Genomic DNA, 17225 nt, shown 5'->3' with positions numbered 1-17225 from the left:
CCAGCCGATGAACCCCTCTACCTTGCCTGCTCCACCGCTTGCCGAAGTCTATGACGTCGCCGTTATCGGCGGTGGAATCAACGGCGTCGGCATTGCAGCAGACGCAGCCGGGCGCGGTTTGTCGGTATTCCTTTGCGAAAAGGACGACCTGGCCAGCCATACCTCCTCTGCCAGCAGCAAGCTGATCCACGGTGGCCTGCGCTACCTGGAACATTACGAATTCCGCCTGGTGCGCGAAGCCCTGGCCGAACGTGAAGTGCTACTGGCCAAGGCCCCGCACATCGTTAAGCAGATGCGTTTTGTATTGCCGCACCGCCCGCACCTGCGTCCGGCCTGGATGATTCGTGCCGGCCTGTTCCTGTACGACCACTTGGGCAAGCGCGAAAAGCTCGCCGGCTCCAAAAGCCTCAAGTTCGGCGCCGACAGCCCGCTGAAAAGCGAAATCACCAAAGGCTTCGAATACTCCGACTGCTGGGTCGATGACGCCCGCCTGGTGGTGCTCAACGCCATGGCCGCCCGCGAAAAAGGCGCGCACATTCACACCCAGACCCGCTGCATCAGCGCACACCGCAGCAACGGCATGTGGGACATGAACATGGAACGCGCGGACGGCAGCCTGTTCTCGATCCGCGCCCGTGCGCTGGTAAATGCCGCCGGCCCATGGGTCGCCAAGTTCATCAAGGACGACCTGAAGCTGGACTCGCCCTACGGCATCCGCCTGATCCAGGGCAGCCACCTGATCGTGCCTAAACTGTACGAAGGCGCCCACGCACATATCCTGCAGAACGAAGACCAGCGCATCGTCTTCACCATTCCGTACCTGAACCACCTGACCATCATCGGTACCACCGACCGCGAATACACCGGCGACCCGGCCGCCGTTGCGATTACCGAAGGCGAAACCGACTACATGCTCAATGTGGTCAACGCGCACTTCAAGAAGCAACTGAGTCGCGACGACATCGTCCACACCTACTCCGGCGTACGCCCGCTGTGCAACGACGAGTCAGACAACCCATCGGCCATCACGCGTGACTACACCTTGTCGTTGTCCGGCGGCACGGGCGAGGCGCCGATCCTGTCGGTATTCGGTGGCAAGCTGACCACCTATCGCAAGCTCGCCGAATCGGCCATGGCGCAACTGGCCCCGTATTTCACCCAGATGCGCCCGAGTTGGACCGCCAAGGCCAGCCTGCCGGGCGGCGAAGACATGACCACCCCAGAAGCCCTGGCCGATGCCATCGGCAACACATTCGACTGGTTGCCGAGCGAGATTGCGCGCCGCTGGTCCACCACCTATGGCAGCCGCACCTGGCGCCTGCTGGAGGGCGTGCAGTCGCTGGCCGATCTGGGCGACCACCTGGGGGGCGGCCTGTACACCCGCGAAGTCGACTACCTGTGCACCGAAGAATGGGCAACCCAAGCCGAGGACGTGTTGTGGCGCCGAACCAAGCTCGGCCTGTTCACCACCCCGCAAGAACAGGACAACCTGAAACACTACCTGTGCAAGGTTGAGCAAAATCGCAGCAAGACCCAGGCGGCCTGACAGGCCCTCGCTCCCCAAGCCCCTGCACCGTGAGGTCCAGGGGCTTTTTTTATACCTGCCAGGCATTCGGTTTTCCGAACGCCATATCCAGGGCTATTCGGTTTGCCGGACTCAAGCGTTATAAATCCTCCGCCAAACAAAGATAATTATTATATAAATCAGCCGCTTAACCTTTTACTTCTGGCCTGGCACGACTCATGCTCTACACTTCTGGACGATTGCCTGAACCCCTCAGGAGCCGTCACGGGCATTCGCTGTACAACAGAGCCGTTTAACCGGCTTCATAAAAAAAACAAATGTCGAGGAAGTATTGATGCGCATCGTTCCCCATATCCTGGGCGCAGCTATCGCTGCCGCTCTGATCAGCACTCCAGTTTTTGCAGCCGAACTCACCGGCACACTGAAGAAAATCAACGACTCCGGCACCATCACCCTCGGTCACCGCGACAGTTCCATTCCGTTTTCCTACATCGCGGATGGTTCGGGCAAACCGGTGGGCTACTCCCACGACATTCAGCTGGCCATCGTTGAAGCCCTGAAAAAAGACCTGAACAAACCCGATCTGCAGGCCAAGTACAACCTGGTCACCTCGCAGACCCGTATTCCGTTGGTTCAGAACGGCACTGTCGACATCGAGTGCGGTTCCACCACCAACAACGCTGAACGCGCTCAACAAGTCGCCTTCACCACCAACATCTTCGAAATCGGCACCCGTCTGCTGGTCAAAAAAGATAAAGACGGCAAGCCAAGCTACGCCGACTTCGCCGACCTCAAAGGCAAGAACGTCGTGACCACCGCCGGTACCACGTCCGAGCGCATCATCAAGGCGATGAACGCCGACAAGCAGATGGGCATGAACGTCATCTCCGCCAAAGACCACGGCGAATCCTTCCAGATGCTCGAAAGCGGCCGCGCTGTCGCGTTCATGATGGATGACGCGCTGTTGGCGGGTGAAGAAGCCAAGGCCAAGAAGCCGGATGACTGGGTGATCACCGGTACTCCACAGTCCTTCGAAGCCTATGCGTGCATGGTTCGCAAAGACGACCCGGCCTTCAAGAAGGCAGTCGACGACGCCATCGCCGGCCTGTACAAGTCCGGCGAGATCAACAAGATCTACGCCAAGTGGTTCGAAAGCGCGATCCCACCAAAGGCCTGAACCTCAACTTCCCGATGAGCGACAAGGTCAAGGAACTGATCAAGAACCCGACCGACAAGCCGGCGCCTGACGTAAAAATCTGATTCCTGACTAACCTTATCCCCTGAGGGAGCCAACCCTCCCTCAGGTGTCTGTTACTACCTGCTGGCTATAACTTGGAACACTCGACCTGGCGGTTTTCGAGCCGATCGTGTGTGCCTGGCGTTCATCGCCGGGTGGGAACGGATTTTCCCCAAGCGGGTGCTTGTACATCGATCGATTTCGGGGGAGACCCTAATGAATTACAACTGGGACTGGGGCGTGTTCTTCAAGTCCACCGGCGTGGGCAGCGAGACTTATCTCGACTGGTACATCTCCGGGCTGGGCTGGACCATCGCCATCGCCGTCGTGGCATGGATTATCGCCTTGCTGCTGGGCTCCATTCTGGGGGTCATGCGCACGGTGCCAAACCGCATCGTATCGGGCATCGCGACCTGCTACGTGGAACTGTTTCGCAACGTGCCGCTGCTGGTTCAGCTGTTCATCTGGTATTTCCTGATACCCGACCTGCTGCCGCAGAACCTGCAGGACTGGTACAAACAAGACCTCAACCCGACCACCTCGGCCTACCTGAGCGTCGTCGTGTGCCTGGGCCTCTTCACCGCCGCCCGCGTGTGCGAGCAAGTGCGTACCGGTATCCAGGCGCTGCCACGCGGCCAGGAATCCGCCGCGCGCGCCATGGGCTTCAAGCTGCCGCAGATTTACTGGGACGTGCTGCTGCCCCAGGCCTACCGCATCATCATTCCGCCGCTCACCTCGGAATTTCTCAACGTGTTCAAGAACTCCTCCGTGGCGTCCTTGATCGGCTTGATGGAATTGCTGGCGCAAACCAAGCAGACCGCCGAGTTCTCGGCCAACCTGTTTGAAGCCTTCACCCTGGCCACGCTGATCTACTTCACCTTGAACATGAGCCTGATGCTGCTGATGCGCCTGGTCGAGAAGAAAGTGGCGGTGCCCGGCCTGATCTCCGTGGGGGTAAATAATGGAATTCGATTTCAGCGGCATCATCCCCGCTATCCCAGGCCTGTGGAACGGCATGGTCATGACCTTGAAGCTGATGGTCATGGGCGTGGTCGGCGGCATCATCCTGGGCACGATCCTCGCCCTGATGCGCCTGTCGTCCAGCAAACTGCTGTCGCGCGTGGCCGGCGCCTATGTGAACTACTTCCGCTCGATCCCGCTGCTGCTGGTGATCACCTGGTTCTACCTGGCGGTGCCGTTCGTGCTGCGCTGGATCACCGGCGAAGATACCCCGATCGGTGCGTTCACCTCCTGCGTCGTGGCCTTCATGATGTTCGAAGCCGCGTACTTCTGCGAAATCGTGCGGGCCGGCGTGCAGTCGATCCCCAAGGGCCAGATGGCGGCGGCACAGGCGATGGGCATGACCTATGGCCAGACCATGCGCCTGATCATCCTGCCCCAGGCGTTCCGCAAGATGACCCCGTTGCTGTTGCAACAGAGCATCATCCTGTTCCAGGACACCTCGCTGGTCTACACCGTGGGCCTGGTGGACTTCCTCAACTCCGCCCGCTCCAACGGCGACATCATCGGCCGTTCCAATGAGTTCCTGATCTTCGCCGGTGTTGTCTACTTCATCATCAGCTTTTCCGCCTCGCTGCTGGTCAAGCGTCTGCAAAAAAGGTTTGCCGTATGATCTCTATCAAGAACATCAACAAGTGGTATGGCGACTTCCAGGTGCTGACCGATTGCAGCACTGATGTCAAAAAAGGCGAAGTGATCGTGGTGTGCGGGCCGTCGGGTTCGGGCAAATCCACCCTGATCAAGTGCGTCAACGCGCTGGAACCGTTCCAGAAGGGCGACATCGTGGTCGACGGCACCTCTATCGCCGACCCGAAGACCAACCTGCCGAAACTGCGTTCACGCGTGGGCATGGTGTTCCAGCACTTCGAACTGTTCCCGCACCTGACCATCACTGAAAACCTGACCATCGCGCAGATCAAGGTGCTTGGCCGCAGCAAGGAAGAAGCCACCAAGAAAGGCCTGCAACTGCTTGAGCGCGTGGGCCTTTCGGCACACGCCCACAAGCATCCTGGCCAGCTCTCCGGCGGCCAGCAGCAACGTGTGGCTATCGCCCGCGCCCTGGCCATGGACCCGATCGTCATGCTGTTCGACGAACCGACCTCGGCCCTGGACCCGGAAATGGTCAACGAAGTACTGGACGTGATGGTGCAACTGGCCCAGGAAGGCATGACCATGATGTGCGTGACCCACGAAATGGGCTTTGCCCGCAAAGTGGCCGACCGCGTGATCTTCATGGACGCCGGCAAGATCATCGAAGACTGCCCGAAAGAAGAGTTCTTCGGCGACATCAGCGCCCGCTCCGAGCGCGCGCAGCACTTCCTTGAAAAAATCCTGCAGCACTAAGCCCACAGCTTCCCCCTGCCGAAACAGGGCCAATGTGGGAGGGGGCTTGCCCCCGATAGCGGTGGATCAGTAACAGATGTTGCGACTGACACACTGCTATCGGGGGCAAGCCCCCTCCCACACTGGACCGCGCAGGATGGCAGCTCTGGTTGACCCAAGGCATCTGTGATGAAATGCGACCCCAACCAATTTCGCGCCGCACCGCCATCACTTGCCGTGAAACCTCGTCTGATCCGCCAACTGTTCCTGCCGCCGTTGATCATCGCGCTGATGATCGGCCTGGGTTATATCGGCTTCTGCGTCAGCGAGTACTACGGCATCCGCGCCCTCAGCGACAATGGCGAACGCCAGTTGGAGCTGCATGCCCACACCGTCGAGAGCGAAATCAGCAAATACACCTACCTGCCCAGCCTGTTGGAATTGGAGTCCAGCGTCTCCACGCTACTGGCCGACCCCAACCAGGAAACCCGGCAAACCGTTAATGATTACCTTGAAGGCCTGAACCGGCGCAGCCGCAGCCAGGCCATCTACGTAATGGACACCACCGGGCGCGTACTGGCCACCAGTAACTGGCGCGACGCCGACAGTTATCAGGGCGAAGACCTGTCCTTTCGCGCCTATTTCCAGAACGCCGTACGCGGCAGGCCCGGACGCTTTTACGGCATCGGCAGCACCAATGGCGAACCTGGCTATTACCTGGCCCATGGCCTGGAAGAACACGGCAAGATCATCGGCGTCGCTGTCGTCAAAGTGCGCCTCGAAGCCCTGGAAGAACGCTGGCAGCGCGCGCGCCTCGAAGCCTTTGTGAGCGACGAGAACGGCATCATCATCCTCTCCAGCGACCCGGCCCGCCGGCTCAAGGCGGTGCGACCGCTGAGCGATGAGACCAAGGACCGCCTGGCCCACAGCCTGCAATATTACTGGGCCACGTTGAACGAACTGGAGCCATTGGCCCGCGAGCGGCTCAACGAAGGCACCGAGAAACTGACCTTCCCGGCCAACAGCGAAGTGGTCAACGACGAGCAAGCCGTCAGCTACCTGGCGCAAACCCGCCCGCTCAACGACACACCGTGGAATTTCACCCTGCTCACCCCGCTCAACGAGCTGCGCCGCGCGGCCATCAACCAGGGCATCCTGGTGGCCGTGGCGTTCGGCCTGGTGGCGTTGTTGCTGATCGCCTGGAACGAGCGGCGCAAAGTCATCGCCACCCGTCTCGCCGCGCGCGAAGCCCTGCAGGAAGCCAACAGCCAACTGGAGCGACGGATTACCGAACGCACCGCCGACCTGCGCGCCAGCAACGAACGGCTCAAGGGCCAGATACGCGAACGGCGCCAGGCCGAAGAAACCCTGCGCCGCGCCCAGGACGAACTGGTGCAGGCCGGCAAGCTCGCAGCCATCGGCCAGATGTCCACCAGCATCGCCCATGAGCTGAACCAGCCGTTGGCCGCGCTGCGCACCTTGTCCGGAAACACCGTGCGTTTCCTCGAGCGCGGCGCTCTGGACACGGCCACCGCGAACCTCAAGACCATCAACGAACTGATCGACCGCATGGGCCGCATCACCGCCAGCCTGCGCTCCTTTGCCCGGCGCGGTGACGACCAGGGCGAGGCCAGCCTCGCCAAAGCGGTGGATGCCGCGTTCCAGGTGCTCGGCGCGCGCTTGGACGGCCTGCCGCTGACCCTGCACCGCGACTTCGCCAACGCCCAATTGCAGATTGACCAGACGCGCCTGGAGCAGATCCTGGTCAACCTGATCGGCAACGCCCTCGACGCCATGCAGGCGCAACCGGCGCCCGAACTGTGGCTGGAGGGCAGCAGCAGCGAGGGCAAATACCGCCTGCATGTGCGCGACAACGGCCACGGCATCCCCCCCGAAGCGCGCAAGCATTTGTTCGAACCGTTCTTCACCACCAAGCCCGGCGAGCAAGGCCTGGGCCTGGGCCTTACGCTGTCCGCCAGCCTTGCGGCGGCCACCGGCGGTAACCTTGCCGTGGAACACCCGGCCAGTGGTGGTACTGCCTTTGTCCTGAGCCTGCCATTGGCGGGCGCTCAACCAGCTGAGTCGACATGAATATTGATCCTCAAGACCTCACCGTGCTGATCGTCGAAGACGACCCCCATGTGCTGCTCGGCTGCCAGCAGGCCCTGGCACTGGAAGATATCCCCAGCGTGGGCGTGGGCAGCGCCGAAGAGGCGCTCAAACGCGTCGGCGAGAACTTCGCGGGCATCGTGATCAGCGACATTCGCCTGCCGGGCATCGATGGCCTGGAACTGCTCACCCGCCTCAAGGCCCTGGATAAAAGCCTGCCGGTGGTGTTGATCACCGGGCATGGCGATATCTCCATGGCCGTTGGCGCCATGCGCAACGGCGCCTACGATTTCATGGAAAAACCCTTCTCCCCCGAACGCCTGGTCGACGTCGCCCGCCGCGCCCTGGAACAACGCGGGCTGGCGCGGGAAGTCTGGTCGCTGCGCCGCCAGTTGGCCGAGCGCGACTCCCTCGAAGGCCGCATCATCGGCCGCTCCCCGGCCATGCAGAACCTGCGCGAACTGATCGCCAACGTCGCCGACACCTCGGCCAACGTGCTGATCGAAGGTGAGACCGGCACCGGCAAGGAACTGGTCGCCCGTTGCTTGCATGATTTCAGTCGGCGCCATGCCCACCAGTTCGTTGCACTCAACTGCGGCGGCCTGCCGGAGAACCTCTTCGAAAGCGAGATTTTCGGCCACGAAGCCAACGCCTTCACCGGCGCGGGCAAGCGGCGTATCGGCAAGATCGAACACGCCCACGAAGGCACGCTGTTCCTTGATGAAGTGGAAAGCATGCCGATCAACCTGCAGATCAAATTGCTGCGGGTGTTGCAGGAACGCACCTTGGAACGCCTGGGCTCCAACCAGAGCGTGGCGGTGGATTGCCGGGTGATCGCCGCCACCAAGTCCGACCTCGACGAGCTGAGCCGCGCCAGCCAGTTCCGCAGCGACCTGTACTACCGCCTCAACGTGGTAACCCTGGAACTGCCGCCGCTGCGCGAACGCCGCGAAGATATCCTGCAGCTGTTCGAACACTTCCTGCAGCAGTCATCCCTGCGCTTCGACCGCACCGCGCCGGAGCTGGACAACCAGACCCTGTCCAGCCTGATGAGCCACGACTGGCCCGGCAATGTGCGTGAACTGCGCAACGTCGCCGAGCGTTTCGCCCTGGGCCTGCCCGCTTTCAAAAAAAGCGGCGCCGGCAGCACCGGCCACGGCCTGGCCTTTACCGAAGCGGTGGAAGCCTTCGAACGCAACCTGCTCAGCGACGCCCTGCAACGCAGCGGCGGCAACTTGACCCAAGCCAGCCAGGAGCTGGGGATGGCCAAGACCACCCTGTTCGACAAAGTCAAAAAATATGGGTTGAGTCACTGATGGATCTGTTTTTGAAAGCCGCCCTTGGCGCGGCGGTGGTGCTGATCCTGGCCGCACTGGCCAAAACCCGGAACTACTACATCGCGGGGTTGGTGCCGCTGTTTCCCACCTTTGCGCTGATCGCCCATTACATCGTCGGCAAGGGCCGTTCGGTGGAAGACCTGAAGACCACCATCCTGTTTGGGATGTGGTCGATCATTCCGTACTTCGTATACCTGGCGACGCTGTATGTGATGGTGGACCGAATGCGGCTGGAGGCCTCTTTAGCGGTCGCAGCCGTTGCGTGGCTGATGGCCGCAACGATCCTGGTGAGTATCTGGGTACGCGTCCATACCTGACCCAACTCCCACATTGCTATCCCGGTTATGTCAGCGAACGATCTTGTCCACCTGGATACCGAGCTTTTTCAAGCGATACCAGAAGCTCCTCTCCGAAATTCCGATCTTCGCCGCCGCCGCGGCCTGCACGCCGTTGCTCTCGTGCAATGCCGCCAGAATATAGGCCTTCTCCACCTCCGCCAGCGCCGCGTCCAGGTCTTGGGGGATCCCCGGCCCGTCGCTCAACACCGCCGCAACACCGCCCGCCCCGCTCGGCTTGGATGCAAACAGGTAACCCGGCAAGTCGATATCCTCGATGAGCGGTGATGCCGCCACAATGGTTGCGCGTTCCACGCAGTTTTGCAGCTCGCGGATATTGCCCGGCCAGTGGTACGCCGCCATGGCCTGCAACGCCTCGGCGCTGAAACCGGTGATGCGTTTGCCGGCGGTGGCGCTGAGGGTCTGGGCGAAATGCCGGGCCAGCGGCGCGATGTCTTCCACGCGTTCGCGCAAGGCCGGCAATGGGATCGGGAACACATTGAGGCGGTAATACAGGTCTTCGCGAAATTCCTTGTTGGCCACCGCATCCAGCAAATTCTTGTTGGTGGCGGCGATCACCCGCACATCCACCTTGCGCTCGCGCGGGTCGCCCACCGGCTCGATCACTCGCTCCTGCAAGGCACGCAGGATCTTGGCTTGCAACGCCAGTGGCATGTCACCGACCTCGTCAAGAAACAGCGTGCCCTTGTCGGCCTGCATAAAGCGCCCTACCCGATCAGCCACGGCGCCGGTAAACGCGCCCTTGCGATGGCCGAACATCTCGCTTTCCAGCAGGCCTTCGGGGATTGCCGCGCAGTTGACGGCGACAAAGGGCTGGTCGGCGCGGCAGCCATGCTTATGGATAGCCCGGGCGACCATTTCCTTGCCGGTGCCGCTTTCGCCGGTCAGCAAGATGGTGGCGCTGCTGTCGCGCACCGAGTCCACCGCGTGCAGCACCTTGCGAAACGCCGGGCTGTCGCCCACCAGGCTGTCGAATTGCGCATGCTCATCCAGCTCGGCACGCAGGCGGGCGTTGTCGCGCAGGATGTCGCGAAATTGCAGGGCCTTGGCCACGGTGATGTCCAGCTCGTCGATATCGAACGGCTTGGCGATGTAGTCATAGGCGCCGTTGCGCATCGACTGCACGGCGTTCTTGACGGTGCTGTAGGCGGTCATCACGATCACCGGCACATGGGGGTAGCGCACTTTGATCTCGGCCAGCAGCGCCGGGCCGTCCATGCCTGGCATGCGCCAGTCGCTGATCACCAGGTCGATGGCTTCCTGCTCCAGCACCTTGAGCGCGTGCAGGCCGTTGCCGGCGATAAACACCTGGATGCCGTTCTGGCCCAGGGCCGATGCCAGCAGGTCGCACAGCTTGGGTTCGTCGTCGACTACCAGAATGTTATGCGTCATGTGTGTCCTCGTCGTCTTCGCCCATCGCCGGAATGTACAGGCTGAACGTGGCGCCGGCATCTTTCTCGCTGGTGCATTCGATGCTGCCGTCGTGACTTTCCATGATCGAATAGACCTTGGCCAGCCCCAACCCCGTGCCCGAGGCCTTGGTGGTGACGAAGGGCGTGAAGATGCGCTCGATCATGTCGGGCGCAATGCCCTGGCCGGAATCGGCAATGCTGATGACCGTGTTGTCGCCGACCGTACGAATCCCCACCGTCAGGCGCCCGCCATCGGGCATCGCATCAATCGCGTTGAGAATCAGGTTGAGGCAGGCCTGTTTGAGTTGCTTGGCGTCGGCATACATCATCGCCCCCGGCGCCTGGTCGTCGACCTGCGCATCGATGTTATGCGTCGCCAGCTCCGGCGCACAGAAGCCGAGGATCTCCTCCACCAGCGGGCGCGCCGGCTGCACCACGCGCAAGGGTGGGTTGGGCTTGGCGAAATCGAGGAATTCGGTGATCAGGTCGTTGATGCGGCTGACTTCGCTGACCACATATTCCAGGTGGCGTTTGTCGGTGTCCGGCAGGTCGGCGCGGCGGTGCAACAACTGGGTGGCGGTCTTGATGATGCCCAGGGGGTTGCGGATTTCGTGGGCCAGGCCCATGGCGACTTCACCCAGCGCATGCAGGCGGTCACGTCGGCGCAGTTGGGCTTCGAGGTAATGCAACTCCCCCAGGCGCTCGGTCATATGGTTGAAGGTGCTGCTCAATTGCGCCAGCTCGTCGCCGCCGCTGACCGCCACGCGGTGCGTGTAGTTGCCGGAGATCACCGCCCCCACGCCTTGGGACAAATCTCGCAAAGGCCGGGTCAGGCGTCGCGACACCAGCACCCCCGCCGCCAGCGACAGCGCCGAGCTGACCAGGAAAATCAGCACGAACAGGTTGCTCTGGTTGACCAGCCCCACCAGGCTGCTGTGGCGCAGCAGGCCGCTGAAGATCACGCCTTGCAAGTCGCCGGCATCGTTGAAGATCGGCCAGTACAAGCCGCTGTAGTTATTGGTGAACTGCTCGCTGGGCTGGCGGGTGGCGCGCATGGCGGTTTCGACATTCTTGGGGATGCGCGCGGGGTGGTCCTCGAAGCGCTGGGTCGAAAAGATTTCCGTGAACCCGTCCGGGTTGGCCAGGTACAGGCGCAGGTCGAGGGAATGCACATCGGCCACGCTGGTGAGGAAACTGCTGTCCAGGTAGGTACCGACCAGCAACAGATAGTCGACGCCGTCCCGGCTGGTCTCGAAGGTGGAGACCACAATACCGGTGGTGGCCCCGCCCACCTTGACCGTTTGCAGCACCGTGTTCTTGGCCAGGCTGATCTGCTGCACGATGTCATCGGCGGCGGTGGTAAAGACCACTTTGTGATCACTGGCGCGAATCAGCGCCACCACGTCGATATCCGTGGCATCGGCAATGTCGGCCGTCAGCCGGTCGTGCCGGACGGCTTGGCGGTTATCCGGCGCACTGGTGTAGCGCAAGAACAGCTTGGCCATGCGCGCGTTGTCGTGAAGGATGTCGCCGATCTCGTCCTTGACGATCTTGGTCGACTCCTGCAGCCAGATGCGCACGTTACTGTCGAAGATCTGCGACAGCGTAGTGGCGGCCAGCTCCGCCGCGATCATGGTGGGAACCACACTCACCAACCAGAACGCCAGCACCAGCTTGCGCTGGACACTCCAGCGCGAAATGGCAAAAGGGCGGGCTTTCTGGCGGGTCTTGGTGATCATCAGGTTTCGCTTATCGCAGCAGCCATGGCAGGGTCGGAACGATCCGGTCGAATGAACAGTTTTACAAGCTTGAGCAGGCCGTTGACCAGCCGGTTGCGATGGCGAAAGAACAAGCTGTTGCCCCGGAACTCGCAGCCCAGGCGCAGCTTACTGGCATACCCGGCCTGGCCGCACTCGTACAGCGCAATATTGTGTTGAATACAGTAGTCGACGTTGGTCAGCCAACTGCGCAAGTACAGGTTGTAGTCGCGAGTGGCCTCCACGTCATGCCCGAAAAACTTGTCGACCAGCCGCTGTTCGTCCACCAGCATCAGGTTGAACGCCACCAAGCGCTCATCCACCCAGTAAAGCGCACACACCGCGCGCGACCCAAGGCGCTCAAGCACGCCGGTGAAATAGCTGGCGGGCAAGCGTTCGAACTGCAACTCGGCGCGGCTCAGGGTGGCTTCGTACAGGCGCATGACCTCGGGCAGCACATCGTCGATAGTGCGCCGCCACTCTACGCGTGGGCCGGGCGCGCGCAGTTTGCGGCGCAGGTCCTTGCGTGTGGATTTGCCCAGCGAGCCGAGGTAGGCGTCCACCGAACCATAGGGCAACGGCAATACGCCCGTGGGCAAACTCGGCATCGTCTGGAAACCGTTGGCACGGCAACTGTCGACCCAGTGCGGGTCGTTGCTCGGCGCGTCCTTGACCGCCAGCAGGCCGATACCGAAGTCATCGGCATCGTGGCGCGCGGCCTCCAGCACATGCCGGAGCAACAGCGCACGCCGCGCCGCGGGCACGTGGCTGGCGAACCCGGCATCGCAGCGCTCGGCCACCGGCGAGCCGATGGCGTACAGCCCCAATTGCAAAACACCCGGCCACAGGCGCTCCAGGCGGTCGGTCAAGCGCTTGCCGGCGCCGGACACCGTGGTGTCGAGGCGGTAATGCGTGATGAACGCGGGCGCGACCGCCACCAGGGTCCCGTCTTGGTAAACCGCCAGGTAACGCCATTGGAAATCCTCGATGGCGGCGTTTTCCACGGCGACGTAATAGTCCCAGTCCTCCAGGGCACCCGGGAAGCAATCGTTCCAGGCACTGCGCTGGAGGGCCCGGATGGTCGGGAAGGCTTGGGTGGTGATCACGTATTTCCCTTATGCCGAGCGGCAATCGACGGTGTGCAGGCTGTGGGAGCTTGTGTTCCGCTCGATAAACTCCGCACTCAACTCAATCACCCGCCGGTATTGCAGGTCGACGGTGATCATGTGGTAGCAGTTATCCAACAGGATCTTGGTCACCGGCCCGCCGAGGTGGCGCTCCACGTAGTCGGCGTTCCAGCGGCTGGTGATGTCGTCCTCGATGGAGTGCAGCACCAGGGCCGGAACCTGGATGCCGGGCATGCGTTTCTTGACCACCGCGTTCATCCAGTGCAACTCGCGCACGGTGACGCCTTCCATGGTCAACAACCCCGCTTCGCTGCTCTCGCCCTCCTTCATCTGCCGTTCGACGATCGCCCGCAGCCGTTCATTCTTGATGCCGTACGGAGGCTTCTCGGTGAAGCGGAACAGGCGCACACCGAAGGGAATGCGGATCAGCAACGGCGTGATAAACGCCATTTTGCTGATGCTCCAACCGTCGTACTTCAACGTAGTGGAGTACATCAGCAAGCCGGCGACCTGGCCCGGATGCTCGGAGGCCAGGTACATCGACATCACCGCGCCCATGGACAAACCACCGACAAACACCTGCGCGTGGCGCCGCTTGATCTGCACGAAGGTCTTGCGCACGCCTTCGTACCAGTCCCGCCAGCCGGTGGCCTGCAGGTCGCTGTTGTCACCGCAGTGCCCGGCCAGGGTGGGCACGTACACCGTGCAATTGCCCGCCCTGGCCAGGCCCTTGGCGACCTGGCGCAGTTCGGTCGGCGTGCCGGTCAGGCCGTGGATCAACAGGATCCCGACCGGCCCGGCACCGAGAACGAAGCCGGCATCCCCTTCGCCGAGGTCGATCCCTGCGCTGTTCACCGGTGGGTCGCTCGCACCAGCAGTTGCTCCAGCAGCTTCAGGCCCAGTTCGATTTCCGGGTAGCTGATTTCCAGGGACGGCGCCAGGGTGATCACGTTTTTGTAGTAACCGCCCACGTCGAGGATCAGGCCGAGTTTCTGGCCATCCACCAGCATGTCGCCCTTCATGCCTTCTTCGACCATGTAGTCCAGGGTCGCCTTGTCCGGCGTGAAACCATCCGGCGCGCAGATTTCGCAACGCAGGGCCAGGCCCAGGCCGTCGACGTCGCCGATGATCGGGAAGCGTTTTTGCAGGTCTTGCAGGCCTTCGAGGAAAAATTTGCCCTTGGCCATGACCATCGCGCCGTAGTCGACTTCGTTGGTCATCTTGAACATTTCCAGGCCTACCGCCGTACCCAGCGGGTTGGAGGCGAAGGTGGAATGGGTGGAGCCCGGCGGGAAAATCTTCGGGTTGATCAGCTCTTCACGGGCCCAGATACCACCCAGCGGGTTGAGCCCGTTGGTCAGCGCCTTGCCGAACACGATCACATCCGGTTGTACGTCAAAGTGCTCGATCGACCAGAGTTTGCCGGTGCGGTAGAAGCCCATCTGGATTTCATCGGACACCATCAAAATGCCGTGCTGGTCCAGCACATGCTTGAGCTCGCGGTAAAAGTTCATCGGTGGGATCACGTAGCCGCCGGTGCCCTGGATCGGCTCCACATAGAAGGCGGCGTATTCGCTGCTGCCGACTTTCGGGTCCCACACGCCGTTGTATTCGGTTTCGAACAGGCGGGCGAATTGCTGCACGCAGTGGCTGCCGTATTCTTCTTTCGTCATGCCCTTGGGGCCACGGAAGTGGTACGGGAACGGGATGAACTGCGCGCGTTCGCCAAAGTGGCCGTAGCGACGACGGTAACGGTAGCTGGAGGTGATCGACGAGGCGCCCAGCGTACGCCCGTGGTAGCCGCCTTCGAAGGCGAACATCAGGCTCTTGCCGTTGGTGGCGTTGCGCACCACTTTCAGGGAGTCCTCGATGGACTGCGAACCGCCGACGTTGAAATGCACGCGACCGTCGAGGCCGAATTTGTTCTTGGCGTCCACCGCGATCATTTCCGACAGCTCGATCTTGCCCTTGTGCAGGTACTGGCTGGCGATTTGCGGCAGGGTGTCGATCTGCTGCTTCAGCGCATTGTTCAGGCGCGGGTTGGCGTAGCCGAAGTTGACCGCCGAGTACCACATTTGCAGGTCGAGGTAGGCCTGGTCTTCGGTGTCCCACACGTAGGAGCCTTCGCAACGGCTGAAAATACGCGGCGGCTCGATGTAGTGGACGGTGTCGCCGTAGGAGCAGTACTTGGCTTCTTTATCCAGAAGGATCTGGTCTTCGGCGGTGGCGATGCGGATATCAGACATGGTGCAAGAGTTCCTGATTTTCAATAAAGAGGTCAGCCGTCGTAAAGGCGGTGGCATTGGCGGCGACGCTTTGCGGCAGCTGCGCGAGCAGCGCAGGCAGTTGGGCGAAGCAATCGAAGCGCGCATGGGGAATACGGTTGGCGATGCAGTACTCGGCGAGGCTGCCCTTGGCGAACACAAAGTCGGCGGTGGAGGCCACGCACATGTCGGACTTGCCGTCGCCGATCACCAGCACGCGTTTGTTGCGCGGCGTGGACTTGCATTTGCAGTTGCCGGACGCCGCGCGGCAGGCATCGCTCGAATAGGGGAAGTCGATGCGCCAGCTGTTCTGGTCAACCTGGCGCAGGCGGTTGGCGAGGATCGGCAGCAGGGTCACGTAGTTGCGCGACAGAATCCGCGCGATGCCTTGCTCGATGCCATCGCTGACCACTTCGAGGGACGCGCCCAGGCCGATCACGTGATCGACGAAGTCCGGAAAGTCCGGGTCGATCTCGACGCTGTCGAAATAGGCCAGTAACTCGGCGGGCGTGGCCTTGATCAGCGCCAGTTGGCGGCTCAGGCATTCGCGTGAACCGATGTGCCCATCCAGCCATTGCTGTTCGATGGTTTCCCATTCGGGGCCGGCGAAGCGTTGGAGGACGTTGTCGATGACGTCGGTGGGGGTGATGGTCCCGTCGAAGTCGCACACGATATGCCAGTCGATCATTGCGGTTACCTTGATGGAGTGCGCTGTCTGCGCTTGCACCAGGGCTAGAGCAGGGATTGTGCCAATTGGCCATATCCCAGCGGGGCCGGGGCTTTGCGCGGTGCGCGCGGGGGATTTGTGTCGTGCAAGCTACAATTTTTGTAGCTTGCTACAAACAAGATGAGTGCTTGCACAGGCGCGCGGGTTTGCGCGTTCATGCGCGTGTACTCACCTAAGGAACTGTGACCATGTTGCGGATCACATGCGCTGCACTGGCCGGCTTATTGAGCCTCACCGCGCAGGCCCAAGGCATCACCGGTGACGTCGGCGCAGGCGTCAGCTATCAACCCCACGACCCCACCGGCAGCCGCTACGAAACCCGGCCCGTGCCCTATCTCGACCTGGACTGGGGCAATGTCAGCCTGGGCACCGATGACGGCCTGACCTGGAGCGCCTTGAACAGCCACGGGCTGACCGCCGGCCCGTATATCAATTACTTGCAGGGGCGCACCACCAACGGCTCATTGCAGGGGCTGCGCAATGTGTCGGACATGGCGGAGGTCGGAGGTTTCATCCAATACGCGCCGGCTGACTTCTGGCGCGTTTATGCGCGGTTGGGCCAGGCGGTCGGCGGTGGCCACGCGCAGAGCGGCGCGCTGGGCAAGGTCGGTGGCGAGTTGGGTTACCCGCTGGGCGGCGGGGTCATCGGCAGCAGCGGCCTGGTAGCGCACTTCGCCGATGCGCGCCAGACCCAAACGTTTTTCGGGGTGGATGATAACGAAGCGGCGGCCACGGGTTTCAAGGCCTACAACGCCAGCGGCGGTTTCCAGAACGTGACCCTGAGCCAGAGTTTCCAGTTTCCGCTGACGCCCAACTGGTCGCTGCTGACCAGCGCCAGCTGGGTACACCTGGTGGGTTCGGCGGCGGACAGCAGCATCGTGCGCCAGACCGGTGAAGTGAATCAGGGGCAAGTGCAGACGGCGATCAGCTATACCTTCGAATGATTCACCTGAGGTCTGGAGATACAAAGGTACAAAATGTGGAAGGGGCTTGCTCCCGATAGCTGTGTATCAGTCATGCATGTATCGGCT

13 protein-coding genes and 2 pseudogenes are annotated in these 17225 nt (G+C 61.8%); 9 read left to right on the top strand and 6 right to left on the bottom strand.

Going from position 1 to position 17225, the window contains the following annotated elements; genetic code table 11:
* Positions 1–7 precede the first annotated feature (7 nt).
* The 8 genes and pseudogenes from glpD to AB4O25_RS24075 all read left to right on the top strand — a co-directional run bounded on the left by glpD (position 8) and on the right by AB4O25_RS24075 (position 8868).
* Positions 8–1546: a glycerol-3-phosphate dehydrogenase gene (glpD, locus tag AB4O25_RS24110; protein WP_017526344.1), complete on the top strand. Its 1539-nt coding sequence runs from the start codon at positions 8–10 to the stop codon at positions 1544–1546.
* Between the two features lie 313 nt (positions 1547–1859).
* Positions 1860–2785 (top strand): annotated as a pseudogene (locus AB4O25_RS24105) (glutamate/aspartate ABC transporter substrate-binding protein).
* A gap of 193 nt (positions 2786–2978) precedes the next feature.
* Positions 2979–3716: pseudogene (locus AB4O25_RS24100) on the top strand (amino acid ABC transporter permease); the annotation flags it as partial.
* Between the two features lie 7 nt (positions 3717–3723).
* Positions 3724–4395 (top strand): amino acid ABC transporter permease, encoded by a 672-nt coding sequence (locus AB4O25_RS24095; protein ID WP_017526341.1) that lies wholly within the window; start codon positions 3724–3726, stop codon positions 4393–4395.
* Entirely contained in the window at positions 4392–5126 is a 735-nt protein-coding gene (locus AB4O25_RS24090; protein ID WP_017526340.1) for an amino acid ABC transporter ATP-binding protein, read from the top strand. Before AB4O25_RS24095 ends, AB4O25_RS24090 begins: the two co-directional genes overlap by 4 nt.
* Positions 5127–5294: 168 nt before the next feature.
* Complete coding sequence (aauS, locus tag AB4O25_RS24085; RefSeq protein WP_460150037.1) at positions 5295–7196, top strand: two-component sensor histidine kinase AauS; 1902 nt, start codon at positions 5295–5297, stop codon at positions 7194–7196.
* A gap of 53 nt (positions 7197–7249) precedes the next feature.
* Positions 7250–8530, top strand: coding sequence for a two-component response regulator AauR (gene aauR, locus AB4O25_RS24080; RefSeq protein ID WP_241665002.1), 1281 nt, complete (start codon positions 7250–7252; stop codon positions 8528–8530).
* Complete coding sequence (locus AB4O25_RS24075; RefSeq protein WP_017526337.1) at positions 8530–8868, top strand: GlpM family protein; 339 nt, start codon at positions 8530–8532, stop codon at positions 8866–8868. Before aauR ends, AB4O25_RS24075 begins: the two co-directional genes overlap by 1 nt.
* 30 nt (positions 8869–8898) lie before the next feature.
* Here the strand turns inward: AB4O25_RS24075 and AB4O25_RS24070 are convergent, their stop codons facing one another.
* From AB4O25_RS24070 to AB4O25_RS24045, 6 genes are read right to left on the bottom strand one after another with little or no spacing between them, the layout of a single operon-like run.
* Positions 8899–10299, bottom strand: coding sequence for a sigma-54-dependent transcriptional regulator (locus AB4O25_RS24070; protein ID WP_017526336.1), 1401 nt, complete (start codon positions 10297–10299; stop codon positions 8899–8901).
* The gene (locus tag AB4O25_RS24065; protein ID WP_065877206.1) at positions 10289–12058 is read right to left on the bottom strand and encodes a sensor histidine kinase; all 1770 of its coding nucleotides are present in this window, start codon (positions 12056–12058) and stop codon (positions 10289–10291) included. Before AB4O25_RS24065 ends, AB4O25_RS24070 begins: the two co-directional genes overlap by 11 nt.
* Positions 12058–13182 carry a GNAT family N-acetyltransferase gene (locus AB4O25_RS24060; protein ID WP_137219941.1) on the bottom strand — a complete coding sequence of 375 codons (1125 nt, stop codon included), beginning with the start codon at positions 13180–13182 and terminating at the stop codon, positions 12058–12060. The genes AB4O25_RS24065 and AB4O25_RS24060 overlap by 1 nt, the downstream gene beginning before the upstream one ends.
* 9 nt (positions 13183–13191) lie before the next feature.
* Positions 13192–14058, bottom strand: coding sequence for an alpha/beta hydrolase (locus AB4O25_RS24055; protein ID WP_065877208.1), 867 nt, complete (start codon positions 14056–14058; stop codon positions 13192–13194).
* Positions 14055–15449 (bottom strand): aspartate aminotransferase family protein, encoded by a 1395-nt coding sequence (locus AB4O25_RS24050; protein ID WP_017526332.1) that lies wholly within the window; start codon positions 15447–15449, stop codon positions 14055–14057. Before AB4O25_RS24050 ends, AB4O25_RS24055 begins: the two co-directional genes overlap by 4 nt.
* A complete protein-coding gene (locus AB4O25_RS24045; RefSeq protein ID WP_017526331.1) occupies positions 15442–16155 on the bottom strand; it encodes an MtnX-like HAD-IB family phosphatase in 714 nt (237 codons plus the stop codon). Before AB4O25_RS24045 ends, AB4O25_RS24050 begins: the two co-directional genes overlap by 8 nt.
* A 227-nt stretch (positions 16156–16382) precedes the next feature.
* On the opposite strand from AB4O25_RS24045, the gene AB4O25_RS24040 reads away from it, so the two are divergent.
* Positions 16383–17138 (top strand): MipA/OmpV family protein, encoded by a 756-nt coding sequence (locus tag AB4O25_RS24040; RefSeq protein WP_017526330.1) that lies wholly within the window; start codon positions 16383–16385, stop codon positions 17136–17138.
* Positions 17139–17225: the final 87 nt, after the last annotated feature.

The sequence above is a fragment of the Pseudomonas sp. S3_A03 genome, assembly GCF_054668275.1.
Note: the sequence above shows the minus strand (reverse complement) of the source record. Positions and strands in the feature narration are given on the sequence as shown.

Bases quoted from the DNA above. Each gene is read 5' to 3' on its own strand.
- glpD (WP_017526344.1), top strand. From the start codon at position 8: ATGAACCCCTCTACCTTGCCTGCTCCACCGCTTGCCGAAGTCTATGAC.
- AB4O25_RS24045 (WP_017526331.1), bottom strand. From the start codon at position 16,155: ATGATCGACTGGCATATCGTGTGCGACTTCGACGGGACCATCACCCCC.
- AB4O25_RS24095 (WP_017526341.1), top strand. From the start codon at position 3,724: ATGGAATTCGATTTCAGCGGCATCATCCCCGCTATCCCAGGCCTGTGG.
- AB4O25_RS24090 (WP_017526340.1), top strand. From the start codon at position 4,392: ATGATCTCTATCAAGAACATCAACAAGTGGTATGGCGACTTCCAGGTG.
- AB4O25_RS24040 (WP_017526330.1), top strand. From the start codon at position 16,383: ATGTTGCGGATCACATGCGCTGCACTGGCCGGCTTATTGAGCCTCACC.
- aauS (WP_460150037.1), top strand. From the start codon at position 5,295: ATGAAATGCGACCCCAACCAATTTCGCGCCGCACCGCCATCACTTGCC.
- AB4O25_RS24065 (WP_065877206.1), bottom strand. From the start codon at position 12,058: ATGATCACCAAGACCCGCCAGAAAGCCCGCCCTTTTGCCATTTCGCGC.
- AB4O25_RS24075 (WP_017526337.1), top strand. From the start codon at position 8,530: ATGGATCTGTTTTTGAAAGCCGCCCTTGGCGCGGCGGTGGTGCTGATC.
- AB4O25_RS24070 (WP_017526336.1), bottom strand. From the start codon at position 10,299: ATGACGCATAACATTCTGGTAGTCGACGACGAACCCAAGCTGTGCGAC.
- AB4O25_RS24050 (WP_017526332.1), bottom strand. From the start codon at position 15,449: ATGTCTGATATCCGCATCGCCACCGCCGAAGACCAGATCCTTCTGGAT.